Raw genomic sequence first — 16,354 nt, 5'->3', positions numbered from 1 at the left:
CCTCACCCCATAAGTATATCCATCACCGCTTCATATACCTGATCACTACGAACCTTCCAATTGTTACATAGTGTTTCTGCTTGCTCCTTAGAGCCTACATGAAAGCTTAAATCCATGGTCGGAACATCGTTTTCCGTAATACGAAGCTGTACAACATAGCCACCCCTATCGGCTTTGAAGTACGTTGCCTTGTAGGAATTCTCTTCCTTCATGGAAATGGAATTGACCTTTAGATATTTGTTAATATCCTTTGAAAGAGCTGGAGAAATCTTTTCTTTGAATAGCTCCAAGGTCTTTACACCATCATCTGTAATTGAATAGGTCGTATTGTTATGATTAGTTTTCGAAAAAATCAGCCCTGCTTCCTCATCGTCGCTGATGGCTTGCTGGGCTGTGAAATAATCAGTCAAATCACCCTCTAAAAAGAAGTCTGTGATTTGACTGTTGCTAAGCGGGAAACCACTACGATGTAATAATTCTAGTATTGTAATCTTGTATATTAAATTTGGTTCTGCCATGATTTTCCTCACTAACTACTTATAACTTATTTGATTTAAACCAATGCTTTAATTGCATTTGCTACTGCTACTGCAACACGTGGATCAAAAGCCTCTGGCAAAATGAAATCATCGCATAGATTCTCTTCGTCAACAAGACCGGCAATAGTTTCTGCTGCTGCCAATTTCATTTCTTCTGTGATAGCTGTAGCTCTCGCTTCAAGGGCGCCCCTAAAAATACCAGGGAATGCAACTACATTGTTAACCTGATTAGGAAAATCAGAACGTCCTGTACCAATTACCCTAGCTCCTGCTTCCTTTGCTTCGTCAGGCATAATCTCTGGTGTAGGGTTGGCCATTGCAAAAAGAATTGAATCCTTTGCCATAGATGCAACCATTTCCTTTGATACGATACCTGGAGCTGAAACACCAACAAAAATGTCCGCACCAACTAAGGCATCCTTAAGTGTACCAGTCTTATGTGAAAGGTTCGTGACGTTGGTCATTTCTTTTTGCATCCAATTAAGATTTGGATAGTCCGGACCAATGATTCCTTCCCTATCACACATTGTGACATCCTTAAATCCATATCTAAGAAGAAGCTTTGTAATGGCTATTCCTGCAGAACCTGCACCATTAACTACTACCTTGCAATCTTCTTTTTTCTTGTTAACTACCTTTAACGCATTGATAATGCCAGCAAGTACAACAATTGCTGTACCATGCTGATCATCATGAAATACTGGAATATCAAGCTCCTTTTTAAGACGCTCTTCGATTTCGAAGCAACGTGGAGCAGAAATATCCTCAAGATTGATTCCACCAAATGTTGGAGCAATAGCCTTTACTGCAGCAACTATTTCGTCTGGATCCTGAGTATTTAAAACGATAGGAAATGCATTAACACCACCGAACTCCTTGAACAATACGCACTTGCCTTCCATAACTGGCATTGCTGCAAGTGGTCCAATATTTCCAAGGCCAAGGACAGCAGAACCGTCAGATACAACAGCAACTGTGTTTGCTTTAAGTGTGTAGCTATACGCTGCTTCTGGGTCTTCAGCAATGATTCGGCATGGAGCTGCAACGCCTGGAGTGTAAGCGATCGATAAATCCTCTCTGCTTTTAACTGGCGCCTTTGCACATGTCTCGATTTTACCGTTCCACTGCTTGTGTAAAAATACCGCTGTTTCGTCTACTGATGCCATGATTTCCCTCCTTGAATATCAATTGAATTAGATAACTCTCTTACGAATAATCATATCGATATATTCGTCATTGCTCTTTGTGTGAGCAAACATATTAAGAATAGTTTCAACGGCGTCTTCTTTTCTGGCACCATTGATTGCTTTTCTCATAATTTCCATTGCATCAAGCTCTTTTCTTGAAAGAAGAAGATCTTCTCTACGAGTACCAGAACCTGTGATATCAATAGCTGGGAATATTCTCTTTTCTGAAAGCTTTCTATCAAGAATAAGCTCCATGTTACCTGTACCCTTGAATTCCTCGAATACAACATCGTCCATCTTGGAACCTGTATCTACAAGTGCTGTAGCAAGGATTGTAAGGGAACCGCCTTCACGCATGTTTCTGGCTGCACCAAAGAACTTCTTTGGCATGTGAAGAGCTGCAGGATCAAGACCACCTGAAAGTGTACGGCCTGATGGCTGTACTGTAAGGTTGTATGCGCGGGCAAGACGTGTGATAGAATCCAAAAGAATCATAACGTCCTGGCCATGCTCTACTAATCTCTTTGCTCTTTCGATAACCATTTCTGAAACACGCTTGTGGTGTTCTGGACTCTCATCGAATGTTGAATAGATAACTTCAACATTTTTGCTGTTTCTCATAGTGTCCTTCATGTCTGTAACTTCCTCAGGACGCTCGTCGATAAGCAAAATGATAAGATGCATATCTGGATGTGAGTAATTAACTGATGTAGCAACTTCTTTAAGAAGTGTAGTCTTACCTGCCTTTGGCTGGGAAACGATCATACCACGCTGTCCCTTACCAATTGGGCTAACTAAATCAACGATACGCATTGCAACTGAGCTGCGCTGTCTTTCAAGACGAATACGTTCATTTGGGAAAATAGGTGTTAAATCCTCGAAATTAGGACGCTTACTAGCTCTTGAAGGATCGTAACCGTTGATTGAATCTATAATCATAAGAGCAGCGAACTTATCTGTAGGGTTGTTGAAACGCTTCTTACCTATGATAATATCGCCTGTCTTAAGGTTAAACTTTTTGATTTGTGACTGACTAACATATACATCGTCTGTACCTGGCATGTAGTTGTCACATCTGATGAAACCAAAGCCGTCGCCCATTACCTCAAGAATTCCACTTGCTGGAATAAGATTGTCCATAGGGATGTCCGCTGGAACCTCTGTCTTGTCAGCCTTCTCAGATTTTTCAGCCTTCTCTGGTCTCTCCTGTCTTTCTGTTCTTTCTACCTTTTTTGGTCTTTCAGCCTTTTCTACTGGCTCTGACTTTTCTGCAGATGCAGCTTCGTTCTGCTTGTCAATTTCGTCCTGTGCAAGCATAGCTTCTACCAAATCTGCTTTTTTCATTGCTGATGCGCCTTTTATTCCCCTAGCTTTTGCTAAGTCGCGCAAAATTGTTACTGATAAACTTTCATATTTTTCTCTCATCTAACTCTCCTTAATAAAATAAAAAACGTCATGGAAATAAAAGTCGAATCGACTAACGAATAACTTTGATGATAGTTGCATTATATAACCAAAATCTTCATCTGTCCATAACTTTATTTTAGGCCAAGCGCTCTAGCTTAGGCTCAAAGAATTCCTCTAATTTGTTGATTGGAACTGGTGCTGCGTATTTATATCCCTGGATATATTCGAATCCTAGACCTATAGAAAGTTCAGCCTGTTTGTTGTTCTCAACACCTTCTACAAGTACTACTAATCCATGGCTCTTAAACACATCAACCATATTTTGAATCAATCTAAGCAAAATAGGGTCATCCATTGATTTATATAGTAAGCTCTTATCGAACTTAATTGTTCTAAATGGTAAGCTGACAATTCTTTCAAGGTTAGAATAACCTGTTCCAAAATCATCAAGATAAAAATGTACGCCTGCGGCATTAAACTCTTCCATGTTGTGACTGATTGCTTCAATTTCATCACTAGTCATGGATTCTGTCATTTCAAGGCGAATTTTATCGCATGTAATACCATTATTTTTGATGATATCAATCAATTCATCATGCAAGCAGTAATCCATAAACTCAGAAAGGGATACATTTACAGATACAGCTTCAAAATTGTAGTAATCCTGAATCTCGTATATCTTTGCACACACCTTGTTAAGAATAATTCTTGTAAGAGTATGAATGCATCCAACCTTTTCAGCCAAAGGAATGAAGATATCCGGTGATATCAATCTACCATGAACCTCAAGACGCATTAATGCTTCAGCATTTCTATAGTTGTTATTTGTAACATCAAAAATAGGTTGCACATAAACTACAACTCTTGGGTCCAATAAATCGTCCTTGTTTCTGATATCAACAATGACTCTCTCAATCTCCTTTTGCTCCATGCAGATGTTGTAATCAGAAAGTGTCGCCTCATAGACTCTCACTTTCTTTTTAGCTGCCTTGTCGAACAAGAAATTAGAATATGCGTCAAGTGTCTGTAAATCACACTTTTCTAAATCATTTTTAATAACAACCATTCTGTATTCTGGGCTGTTTGAATATTCCCAACTCGACATAGCATCGTCAAGATCTTTCTTAACAAGCTCAATCGTCTCTCTTGTGATATGCTCGCTATTATTTGGGAAAATGATGCCATATGTAAACTCATTGATAGAGTAAACTCTAGCGTCTGGATTGTGATGTTCCAGATTTCTAATCTGTGCAGATATTCTACGCTTAGCAACATACATAAGCTCATAGTTATCTACAACCTCAAGACGAGGGAACTTAATATAGATGAAACCAATATGCTTTCCATTTTTACTCTTCTTTTGAAGCGACAAAAGATGAGCTTCGAAAGCCTGCTTATTTTGGCAGCCTGTCACCTCATCGTACAAAATGCTATGGAAAGTAATATAGCAAAGCATAAATGGAACTACATATGTAACACTAAGGATTACATACTGTGGCTGTATCATTTGAATAACCAGTGTAAGTATTTCAAATGGTACAAATATGAATATAAGGTTCATAAGAACTCTTGGGATTTCATTTCTATTCTGAAAGGCTGAAAGCATAATAAGTACAACATCAAGCAATGCAAACCAAACATTAATACTAGACCATTCAGTGAATTTGTAAGCTCCATCAATAACAGTTACATAACTATCAGAGATAAATACTCCTCCTACAACAACCATGTAAATTGCGATGAAGACAATAACAACAACATTTAACGTATCTAAATTTTCTCTTTGCTTTAAACTAAGCAAATGTATATAGGAAAACAATAAAACGAGAATTCCAAGATAGGTGACATAATAAAACAGCACAGACATCCTAAATAAGAATCCTTCTAAGGCTGTATCAAAGCTCAAAAGAAAAATGGATGCCATGTGCAAAATAATATTAGCCACTGATAAGATTTGACCATAAAAAACAACGGAAAGGACAGCGGTCCTCCTTGGTTTGGTGGCCACTGTCAAATAAAGCATTACAAGTGCTATTAGTAAGTCTACTCTCTCTGCTGCAATATTAAATCCGTTGATTAACATAACAAAATTCTGCCCTTTAATTTATATTTTGCTTATTCCTGTAGAGATTCCATGATAGGTGGTATAAGCTGTTTCTTTCTAGAAACTACACCATCTAAAATGTAGCTATCTGCAGCAACAGGCATTCTAAATGCATCGGCAATTATTTTGTCAGCCTCCCCGCCAACGAATAGAAGCTCTGTTGATTCATTAAGGATATCAGTAAGCATTACAAATACTGCATTCAAATCTGATGAATTAAGTACAGAATCCATGTACTTTCTGATTTCACCCTTAATTGAATTAAGCTGCCCCTTTGATACTGAACTTACCTGGGCAACTCCAAACTTTGTGTCTCCGCTAGTGAAGATCTTGTAATCCTGATGGAAGATCTGCTCAGCTGTACGGTCTTTGAAATCGCTGCCTGCTTCAAACATAGAAGTTGCAAGCTCTGTAACATCAACACCGGCGATCTTAGCAAGCTCTCTTGCTCTCTCTTCGTCTATTGGTGTACATGTTGGTGACCTAAACATCAAAGTATCTGAAAGGATTGCTGAGCAAAGTACACCAGCAATTTCCTTTGGAATTTGTACTCCTCTTTCCTGGAACATCAGCGATACAATTGTGGCTGTAGAGCCAAGTGGCTGATTTCTGAAAAGAATTGGTGAAACAGTTTCAAGTGAACCAAGTCTGTGGTGGTCGATGATTTCAAGTACTTCTGCCTGATCGATACCATCTACTGCCTGAGACTTTTCATTGTGGTCTACTAAAATAACCTTCTTCTTTTGCATATTTAAAAGAAGACGACGTGAAACCATTCCAATGTAATGTCTGTTTTCATCGAGGATTGGGAAATCTCGATGACGAACTGTTTTCATAACTTCTCTAACATCATCTACATAATCGTCTAACTCAAAGCTGATAATGTCTTCCTTCTGCATGAACTGACGGATAGGCATTGACTGATGAATAAGACGAGCAACTGTAAATGTGTCGTACTCAGTAGTGATAAGCACTACCTGATGATCTATAGCTGCCTTTTCAACCTCAGGATCTACTGATGAAGCGCCACAAACTACTAAGCAGCTACATCCTGCTTCGATACAGATGAGCTGACGAGCTGTGATATTACCAACAATAACAAGGTCGTCTCTGTTGATATCTTCTTTAAGATCCTCTCTGTTGTTTGATGCAATAACTACAGAACCTTTTACAAAATATGCATGTGGATTTCCTGTAACAAGACGTCCACTAAGTGTACTAATGATATTTGAGAACTGTGTACGTGCTCTTGAAAGGATGCTGTTGTCGTATACATCCATGTATGAGTACGCAATATCTCCGTTTACGATTACGCCTTCAAGCTTGCCTGTCTTTGCAATAACTGGAAGTGTAACAACGTCTCTCTCAAGCATGATTTCCCATGCCTTCTTAAGAGAAATATGACCATCAACGCCCTCGAGCTGTCTGTACTCAATATCCATGAGCTGAGCTCCAACGTCTGATATTGTTTCTGGCTCCTGAACGCCAAAACGGTCCAATACGTAACGAGTCTCTTTATTGAGCTCGCCCGCTTTCTTTGGTATATATTTTACTCCTGTGCCAAGTGCATTTTTAAGGTATGCATATCCTATAGCGGCACAAATACTGTCGGTATCAGGGTTCTTGTGTCCGATAATAAAAACTGAATTCGGCATAATCCCTCCATCTATTCTATCTTAAAATAATCCTATCGAGAGAATAAGTGATGCAATAGATACCCCCATTGTTAATACAAGTAGAACAATAACTACAACTGAAAGCTTCTTTAATGAGCTGTAATGCTCGATGGCTTTAATAGCCTGCTCCTCGCTATTGTCATGTTCCTTTAATAAATCCTGAATCAAACGATATAAATGAACTGATTCTGAGTGCGTTTTCTCGGAAAGCTCGTTTTGAATATTATCCAAACCATCTGATACATTTTTAAGTGTATCCTGAAGATTTCTATTGTGGGTCTCGTAGGACTCTTGATTATCACTCACTTGGCCCTTAATGTCAATCTCTAATTGATCCATGTTGTTTTTAACAACCTGCATCATACGGTCTACCTGAGTTTCTACATCAGCAACAAGGCTATCTGCCTCCTGCTGCTTTCTTGAAAGCTCTTCCTGTAGCTTAACATTAATTGCTTCTTTCTCTCTAACTAAAGCTTCTAACTCTGCAGCCTTACGCTCTTTCTGAGCAATGAGTTGCTGTAGCTGTGTTGCCTTCTCACGGAATGCGTCAATCTGTTCTAAAAGTAAGTCTTCTCCGTTGTCAACAACTGGCTGTGCAACAGGCTTTTCAGCTGCTCCCTCTACATTAATGTTTTCCATAGCACTCTCCTCCTATGTTAAAATGTAAATTTGTCTGCAAAATATGCATCCAAATCTGCAATCGCAATTCTTTCCTGCTCCATAGAATCACGATGACGAATTGTAACCATATGGTCTTCTTCTGAATCAAAGTCATATGTGATACAGAATGGTGTTCCGATTTCGTCCATACGACGATATCTCTTACCGATTGTTCCTCTGTCGTCAAATTCGCAGTTATATTTCTTTGAAAGCTCTGCAAATACTTTTTCAGCGCCTTCGTTGAGCTTCTTTGAAAGTGGAAGCACACCAATCTTTACTGGTGCAAGAGCTGGGTGGAAGTGAAGAACTGTACGAACATCACTCTTTCCATCCTTACCAACCTCTTCCTCATCGTATGCTGCGCAAAGGAATGCAAGAACAACACGATCAGCACCAAGAGATGGCTCGATTACGTATGGTAAGTACTTTTCATTTGTCTCATCATCGAAGTATGTAAGGTCCTGACCAGATACGTTCTGATGCTGTGTAAGGTCGTAGTCTGTACGGCTAGCGATACCCCAAAGCTCACCCCAACCAAATGGGAATAAGTACTCGATATCTGTTGTACCTGTTGAGTAGAATGAAAGCTCCTCTGGGTCGTGGTCACGAAGTCTCATTTCGTCTTCCTTCATGCCGAGGCTTGTAAGCCAATCACGGCAGAAGCTTCTCCAGTACTGGAACCACTCATCCTGTGTACCAGGCTTGCAGAAGAACTCAAGCTCCATCTGCTCGAACTCACGAGTACGGAATGTGAAGTTACCAGGTGTAATCTCGTTACGGAATGACTTACCAATCTGGCCAATACCAAATGGAACCTTCTTACGAGATGTACGCTGAACATTCTTGAAGTTTACGAAAATACCCTGTGCTGTCTCAGGACGAAGGTAAACTGTGTTCTTAGCATCCTCAGTAACACCCTGGAATGTCTTGAACATAAGGTTGAACTCACGAATATCTGTGAAGTTGTGCTTGCCACATGTAGGACATGGAACGTTGTTGCTATCGATGAAATCCTTCATCTCTTCCTTGCTCCAACCATCAACTGATGACTTAAGCTCGATACCCTTTTCAGCAGCAAAATCCTCAATGATTTTATCAGCTCTAAATCTTTCGTGACATTCCTTACAATCCATAAGTGGATCTGAGAATGAACCAAGGTGACCAGAAGCAATCCATGTCTGTGGGTTCATAAGAATCGCACAATCAACACCTACGTTGTATGGATTTTCCTGAACGAATTTCTGCCACCAAGCTTTTTTTACGTTATTCTTGAGCTCAACGCCAAGATTACCGTAATCCCATGTATTAGCAAGACCACCGTAAATCTCGGAACCTGCATATACAAAGCCTCTTGCCTTGGCAAGAGCAATAATTTTGTCCATTGTTTTTTCCATGATTATGTTCCCTTCTAATATTATTCCAAAGTATATATAACATATACTAAATCTGAAGCATCCTCATTCCCATCAGCTTGGGAAATTGTAACTGTGTCAGCTTCTACCAAATCAACATTGGCATTTGATATATATGTAATTGTGCCAGGCACAACAACAGTAACGTTTTCTTTGACAATGGCCACCTGCATGCCAGCGAATAAGCTGTCAGTGTCCACCACCTGTGCTTCCCCTACTACATTATCAGCTACAGTTGAAAAAAGCTCACCAAAATCGTAGCCAGCGGAAACTGCATCTTCGTAAGAAGCATCAAAAGTTTCATAAGAAGTGAAAGCTGTGTAGCAATCGGCATCCTTATATGTAGTTTTAATGTAGGCTTCGTCCCCTTTAACAGAAAGCTTGTTAAGCTTGATTGCTTCCTCGCCATAGGTTTCGTTGAAGCTACTTATTAAATCATTTGTGTAGCTTTTAAGCTCCGATTTTGAATATGTATCTGAATCAAAATCAATCACTTCTTCAAAAACGACCTGTCCATTTTTCTGGAAAGTAATGGTAGAAGTGTCGGCTGTGTTACCTGAACCAATCAGCCCACCTAATAATTTTACAATAAGTGTAATGAGAAGTGCAAAAATACAAATGCAAACAACACCTAGAATAATGCGATTGCGCATTACCTCGCGCTGTCTTCTTTTCCTACGAGCTTCCTGAAGCTCCCTAGCAGCAACTCCTTGTCTTGTAGGACTTTTTGCACTATTACGACTCCGCATGCCAGAACCCTGGCGGGGTCTGTTATTAGTCATAGAAATTCCTCGCTCTTATATTTATGCGACCTATAGTTTAATCTATAGCCGTCTAAAATTCTAGTTAATTCTTCTTCAGTTTCCTCATTCAACACAAAAGTATACAACTTTTCAATGGTTGAGGAAACTATAAATTGCATTGTATACAGTGTTGAGCTGGAAATATTTGAACCTGCTTCTAAATTTGCACACTCTTTGCAGAGCATTCCATGTCTTTTCAACGAAAAGGCCGTTAAATTTCCCTTTTTTCCACAACATGTACAATTAAATACATTAGGATATTCACCATCTATTACCCAGGTTTTTAAATCGTAGATGTTTTTCAGAAGGCGATGGCTAAATTTGCCCGATTCTAAGGCTTTCAAGCTCTGATACAAAAGAGCCAACCTATTTCGTTCATCCATTCCCTCCACTGAGAGAAAATCAGCTACCTCCAAAAAATACGAGCCCAGGCACACCTTATCATAATCCAAGACCAAATCCCTGAAGTAATTGGAGATATTGGCTTTACTAATATGGTAGGAATTTCGGCCTTCGAAAGCATCAAAAACTCCAAAACAAAATGGTGAACATGCAGCAACAAGTGGATTGTTTGGCCTTCTTGCTCCTTTGGCAAAAGCTGTGATTCGTCCTGCCTCCTTTGTAAGGATAACAAGGCGCTTATCAAATTCACCAACATCAGAGCTGGAAAGCACTAATCCTGTCAGGGTAACCAGTCCCATTTATCCTAAATCCTCTTTCTTGTAACCGAAAGTCTTTAAATCGTACTCGCTTTCTCTCCAATCCTTTTTAACCTTAACAAAGAGCTTAAGATTAACCTTTGCTTCAAGAAGCTTTTCGATTTCGTAACGAGCATTTGTACCGATTTTTTTGATCATGGCACCGCCCTTACCAATAATGATTCCCTTGTGTGAGTTTTTCTCGCAGACAATTGTTGCTTCGATATCCCACATTGGACGCTTACCAGGGCGTTCCTTCATGGAATCAATAAGAATTCCTATTCCGTGTGGAACCTCATCATTTAAAGCATGAAGAGATTTTTCACGGATAATCTCTGCTGTAATTTCTCTGAGAGTCTGATTGGTAACAGTCTCAGGGTCATAGAAGGCAGGTCCTTCTGGTAAATATTTAAATATAGTAGAAAGAAGATCATCACAGCCTTCTCCATGTAAAGCAGAAACTGGAACAACCTCAACAAAATCACATAAATCCTTGAAGGCTGAAATTGTCTCTCCCACTTTTACACCATCAGCCATGTCAATCTTGTTGATAACTAACATTACCGGAGCATCTACTGTGGATAAAAGCTCAGCAATTTTCTTATCTCCGGCGCCAACCTTTGTATCAGGCTCTACAAGCCAAAGAATCAAATCAACATCGTTGATTGTGCTTTTTGCTGCAGACATCATGTATTCGCCAAGCTTATTCTTAGCTTCGTGCATACCTGGTGTATCCAAGAATACGATTTGACCAACTTCCTCATCTGTATAAACAGTTTGGATTCTGTTTCTTGTTGTCTGTGGCTTGTTACTTGTAATAGCAATCTTCTGCCCTATGATATGATTCATCAAAGTGCTCTTACCAACATTTGGGCGCCCCACTATAGTAACGAAACCCGATCTAAAATTATCACTCATTCTAAATTCCTCTTAACTAATATAAATTCTCTACTACGGTAAATAGCTCCGCATTCGCTTCCACCACGGATTCATTGCCTACAACACAGATGTAGCGTTGTGACATAGCGGCGTCTACTGGCTCAGCCAAGGCTCTGATGTCCTCTACTGTTGCATCTAAGACTTCGTCTCTAGTGCGTTGCAAATCCTCGTAACTGATGCCTGAAATATAGCAATTCAATCCACGAAGGCCACGCTGCGAAGGTGTAAGTGGTGTATCCATACCACTTATAGTACCTATAATGTACTTTGTCATATCTCTATCGTCAGCATCGAAGTTTCTAAGATAATCACCTGTCTCTTCGAATACCTTAAGAGTCTCAGCTAGGTTTGGATCACGATATGAAACAAACACCATATCTCCCTGGCGACTTGAATTCATGTTGCAACCATATGCACCACCCTGAACACGAACCTTAATCCAGAAATAGTCATAACCAAGGATTGTATTGAGAAGCTTATAGCTTCCGTTATATTTATATCCTGATTTAACAAAATCACCTGCCATTGCTACATACTGAATCTGAGAAGCATCCTTAAGGGCCTCCTTTACTGGATGAAGCTCAAACTCATTATCTCCCTCGAAGGAAAGCTTTTCCTGCGAAAGTAATGGTCTTATATCATTGACAAGCCTTCTTGCCTGATTCAGTACCTCTGTCTTACCAGTAGATGATATTATCAATCTATCCTTTGCAAATATTGTTTCGCACATTTTGTTAAGTTTAGATATAATTTCATCTTTTCTATCGTCGAAGTTCTCTTCAAGGTCTACCAGGAATCTGTAGAATCGAACTCCATTTGCTAAATCTGAAATATTGGCCTTCTTTGAGAAACCGCATCTTGCTCTTGTAGCAGCCACCTGATTGCCTCTTGAATTGAGGATTGATTCCATGTGGGATTTCTCTGCTACGATAAGCTCCTTTAATCTCTTTTCATCCGAGAATAAGGTATTGCATATCATTTCCATTGCAAGATCTTTGGCCACATCCGCTTCTTCATAAATGAATTTCGAGCGAACCTCAAAGGTGATGCGATATTTATCATGCTCGCCAAACACTTCATGAACTGCTGTAGTGGTGGTGATGCCACCTGTATGAAGATACATTTCATTAGTGTAATCGGCGTATGTATAATGCTTTGTATCCATCAATCCGATGAATCGTTCCAGCAATGATACATATGGAATATCTGATAATGTAATATCGCTAATATCAAAAACCATATTGAAATAATGGATTCCATTTGTACTAACCTTGTGATGAAGAATTGTTGTTCCATCCTCATCATATACCGCCAAATCAATAGGACGTGCTTCTCTTGTAAGGTCGAATCTGGAAAGCATAGGTATCTTTGCCAAATCCTCCTTTGAACTAGGAGTCTCCTGGTATTCCTTCAGATGAGCTGTATGTTCAACAATCTGCTTAATTTCTTCCTTTGAAAGACTAGCCTTTTTAGCAGCAAGCTTTTCCTTTAATTCATTGTCATCTGCTGCTGTAAGTCCCTGTTTTGGTCTAAGAGTAACGATAGATTTATGATTGTTTGAAAGCAAATAAACATCGGCAATATAATCAAAAAGTCCGTTATTAACTCTGGTTTTAATTTTATCTAATACTTCGACAGCATGTAGATGAAGGAATGGCTGATTCTTATCGTATAACCAGCTATCAAGAAGCTGAAGTCCAATGATAAGGCCCTTTGGTGCACTACCAAAGTCAAGCTCTCTAGCTCTAAACTGTTCGCCATTTATTGCAGCAAAAAGAGTCTTTTTATCAATACCCTTTTTGATTTCCTTTTGAAGCGTAGTCTCGATAATATCTACAAAGCGATCTCTGTCCTCTTCGTTTGCTCCACGTGCTACTACTGAAAAATACATCTGACGCTGAGACGATTCAAATGAGCACTCAACATCCTCTGCAATATTCGCATCAATAAGTGCTTTATATAAAGGAGCACCCGGTGCAGAAACAAGAGCATAATTTAATATATCGAAGGCTCGATACATGTTTGGATCAAGAACATCTCCTATGCAGACATTATATGAAAGATAAGCATTGTTCTTTGTATCCTGGTCTGCCCCGATTGGATAATCTACTGTAACCTCTACAGGCTTATCAAAGGCAGGCTGCATGTTAATCTCTGAATCTACCTCCAGGTAATCGTAGTAGCGAAGATATTTTGTATCCAAATACTCAAGCAAATCATCGATATCCACATCACCATAAACATAGATGTATGAATTGCTTGGATGATAATACTTGCTGTGGAAGGCAAGAAAATCCTCGTATGTAAGACTAGGAATAACCTTTGGGTCACCGCCTGATTCAATAGCGTAAGTTGTATCTGGGAAAAGAGAATTGAGAATCTGACGTGAAAGCACATCATCAGGTGATGAATATGCGCCCTTCATCTCGTTGTATACAACGCCGTTGATTGTTAAGTCGCTGTCCTCATTTTCCATTTCATAATGCCAGCCCTCCTGTTCAAATATCTCACGGTATTTGTAGATATTTGGGTGGAAAACCGCATCCATATATACATCGATAAGATTCATATAGTCAGTATTATTTGTGCTGGCTATAGGATAAACTGTCTTATCTGGATACGTCATTGCATTAAGGAAAGTATTAAGGCTTCCCTTTACAAGCTCAACAAATGGGTCCTTTACAGGATATTTATCTGAGCCACAAAGGACTGTGTGTTCAACGATGTGAGCTACACCTGTAGAATCCTTTGGTGGTGTTCTAAAACCTATGTAAAAAACTTTGTTTGTATCATCGTTTGAAATAAAACAAATTCTAGCTTTTGTTTTCTTATGTTCAAATATGAAGCCTAATGAATCTAATCCCTCTAGCTTTTCTTCTTTAAGTAATTCGTATGCCTTGTTCAAATTAATGCCTTTCTATTGTGTGATATGTACATCTAGCTGATTGTAGCAAATTTCGATTCCCGATTTATCAAATCTATTTTTAATTTCTTCTAATGTGTCCCATTTTGTAGTCCAGTAATTGTCTATATCCACTGGGAATCTCAAACCAATCTGTACAGCACTTTCTCCAAGCTCTGCTACAAAAACCTGAATAGGAGAAATCTCAAGCCTATGCTCTGCCTTTTCCGCAATATCCTGAAGGATTTCTTTTGCCTTTGCAATATCAGAGCCATAGCTAATCCCAACTGTTTCGTTAAACAAACGATAGCTTTGAGCTGTGCAGTTTGTAAGTGATGTAGCTGAAAGTGTTCCATTTGGAATTTGAACCAAACGGCCATCTAGCATCTTTAAGGTAGTATAGATGATGTTGATTTTATCAACTGTACCTTCCTGCCCTGAAGCATGCTCAATAATATAATCCCCAACTCTAAATGGATGCATAACAAGGATAAGTATGCCACCTGCAAAATTTGACAAAGCTCCCTGTAAAGCAAGACCTATTGTAACCCCAAGGCCTGCTACAGCTGCAGATATTGATGTAGTTGTAACACCAAATAAGCCGAGAATAATTGTCAGTAGAATTATGTATAGAATCCATTTAAGAACAGATTCAAGGAAGGTCTCCACACCTGGATCAACTTCCTTAAGGTTCATAGCTTTATGAAAAAGCTTGATTATACCTTTAATAATACGGGTTCCAATGAAAAAAACTATAAGCGCAAGAACTGCACTCCAAAAGAAGCTCCAAAACTTTGGTATCATGGCTTCAAGCTGCTGCTGAAGCACACCAGTCTGTATGTCTTCCACTAGTTCATCCGCTGTAACTGTCTCTACTGTGTCCATAACACCCTCCATTTATTTACAATCTGTTATATTGTATCATATTTACTGACATGAAAAAAGCGGCAGGAACTCCTGCCGCCTCAAAGTAATATAACTATTAACTAGTCATATTTAGAAATATCATGCTTTTCTTTTATTGTTGCTCCAATTGTTAGAAGTATTAACAACACTCCAAGTATTGCAATAACCATTGCTGTTCTCTCTAGAGTATCAAACATTTTTTCTGTTTCACCAGCTTTAGCAACATCTTCATCATCAATGTCTACGACATCTGCAGTTGTAGGTGTTTGAGTATCTTCGATAGCAACCTCATTATTTCCATTGGCTGCTTCATTATTCTGGTTTCCGCCTGCTGCACCGCCAGCTTGATTTGTGCCATTTCCATTTGCTGCGCCACCAGCCTGGCCTTGGCCTGCAACTTCTCTAACTGCTGCTGGTACAAATTGATAAGTCATTTGGCCTTCACCTTCAACCACACCATATGATGTGGAAGTGGTTGTATTATAGATTGTCTGGCCACCAGATGCAGATGCCTTAGTATATGTAAATACGAATTCGTCATTTTCCTTTAAGCTTGCAGTATGAAGATTTAAAGCATTTGGAATATATCCATCGATATATTTATATGGAACATATACTTCATCACCAATGGCTCCGTAAAAGGTATTCTGCTGAGCAAGTGCATTTCCTGCGCCGTCCAAATACTTAACTGTATATGGAACAACTGCTCCTACGCCATAAGCTACAACATAGGAATTGTCTTTTGTAACTGAGAAAGTAGATTCAGAAACAACATCGTTTGATCCACTGATTCTCATTCCCTTTACATAGTACTTATCGTTTGAATCATCAGGTATTTCCACTGCTGATTTAGGATTGAAGGAAATCTGGTCATTGTATTTAAGACCCTTGATTATAACCGAATCCTTATTTGACGAAACAGAAACCTCATCACTTGCACTTACAATTGTCAACGAATCTGACATATCTGAAACAAAACCTGCTCCTATTTCCTCTGTACCACCACGAATTATACTTATTTGATATGTGTACTCTTCAGCTCTCACCCACATAGGCGAAATAAGAGAACATAACATGGTCATTATTAAACTAAATCCGAATAATCTTTTTAATTTCTTCAT

13 protein-coding genes are annotated in these 16,354 nt (G+C 39.2%); all 13 read right to left on the bottom strand.

The genetic code is table 11. The annotated features are described in order from the left end of the window. Positions 1 to 2 precede the first annotated feature (2 nt). Positions 3 to 518, bottom strand: coding sequence for a DUF4364 family protein (locus T375_RS00300; protein WP_033153787.1), 516 nt, complete (start codon positions 516 to 518; stop codon positions 3 to 5). 35 nt (positions 519 to 553) lie between these two features. Continuing rightward, positions 554 to 1,705, bottom strand: a complete 1,152-nt coding sequence (locus T375_RS00295) for an NAD(P)-dependent malic enzyme (protein WP_033153786.1) — start codon at positions 1,703 to 1,705, stop codon at positions 554 to 556. Between the two features lie 27 nt (positions 1,706 to 1,732). Further along, complete coding sequence (rho, locus tag T375_RS00290) at positions 1,733 to 3,151, bottom strand: transcription termination factor Rho (protein ID WP_033153785.1); 1,419 nt, start codon at positions 3,149 to 3,151, stop codon at positions 1,733 to 1,735. Positions 3,152 to 3,269: 118 nt separating this feature from the next. Continuing rightward, positions 3,270 to 5,216, bottom strand: coding sequence for an EAL domain-containing protein (locus tag T375_RS13000; protein ID WP_049960213.1), 1,947 nt, complete (start codon positions 5,214 to 5,216; stop codon positions 3,270 to 3,272). A gap of 32 nt (positions 5,217 to 5,248) precedes the next feature. Further along, positions 5,249 to 6,892 (bottom strand): putative manganese-dependent inorganic diphosphatase, encoded by a 1,644-nt coding sequence (locus T375_RS00280; protein WP_044933699.1) that lies wholly within the window; start codon positions 6,890 to 6,892, stop codon positions 5,249 to 5,251. Between the two features lie 21 nt (positions 6,893 to 6,913). Beyond that, positions 6,914 to 7,552, bottom strand: a complete 639-nt coding sequence (locus tag T375_RS00275) for a coiled-coil domain-containing protein (protein ID WP_044933697.1) — start codon at positions 7,550 to 7,552, stop codon at positions 6,914 to 6,916. 17 nt (positions 7,553 to 7,569) lie between these two features. Next, entirely contained in the window at positions 7,570 to 8,967 is a 1,398-nt protein-coding gene (locus T375_RS00270) for a glycine--tRNA ligase (RefSeq protein ID WP_044933694.1), read from the bottom strand. 20 nt (positions 8,968 to 8,987) lie between these two features. Beyond that, complete coding sequence (locus T375_RS00265; protein WP_044933692.1) at positions 8,988 to 9,767, bottom strand: hypothetical protein; 780 nt, start codon at positions 9,765 to 9,767, stop codon at positions 8,988 to 8,990. After that, positions 9,764 to 10,489: a DNA repair protein RecO gene (recO, locus tag T375_RS00260; RefSeq protein ID WP_044933691.1), complete on the bottom strand. Its 726-nt coding sequence runs from the start codon at positions 10,487 to 10,489 to the stop codon at positions 9,764 to 9,766. Before recO ends, T375_RS00265 begins: the two co-directional genes overlap by 4 nt. Further along, positions 10,490 to 11,404, bottom strand: a complete 915-nt coding sequence (era, locus tag T375_RS00255) for a GTPase Era (RefSeq protein WP_044933690.1) — start codon at positions 11,402 to 11,404, stop codon at positions 10,490 to 10,492. It lies immediately after the preceding gene. 16 nt (positions 11,405 to 11,420) lie between these two features. Further along, complete coding sequence (locus tag T375_RS00250; RefSeq protein ID WP_330371717.1) at positions 11,421 to 14,330, bottom strand: insulinase family protein; 2,910 nt, start codon at positions 14,328 to 14,330, stop codon at positions 11,421 to 11,423. Positions 14,331 to 14,342: 12 nt separating this feature from the next. Next, positions 14,343 to 15,212, bottom strand: a complete 870-nt coding sequence (locus T375_RS00245; RefSeq protein WP_197019829.1) for a mechanosensitive ion channel family protein — start codon at positions 15,210 to 15,212, stop codon at positions 14,343 to 14,345. A 101-nt stretch (positions 15,213 to 15,313) separates the two neighbouring features. Continuing rightward, positions 15,314 to 16,354: a MucBP domain-containing protein gene (locus tag T375_RS00240; RefSeq protein WP_044933687.1), complete on the bottom strand. Its 1,041-nt coding sequence runs from the start codon at positions 16,352 to 16,354 to the stop codon at positions 15,314 to 15,316.

It is taken from the genome of Pseudobutyrivibrio sp. LB2011 (assembly GCF_000701765.1).
Classification (GTDB): domain Bacteria; phylum Bacillota; class Clostridia; order Lachnospirales; family Lachnospiraceae; genus Pseudobutyrivibrio; species Pseudobutyrivibrio ruminis.
The sequence above is the reverse complement of the archived record's forward strand: the minus strand, read 5'-3'. Positions and strand labels throughout refer to the sequence as shown.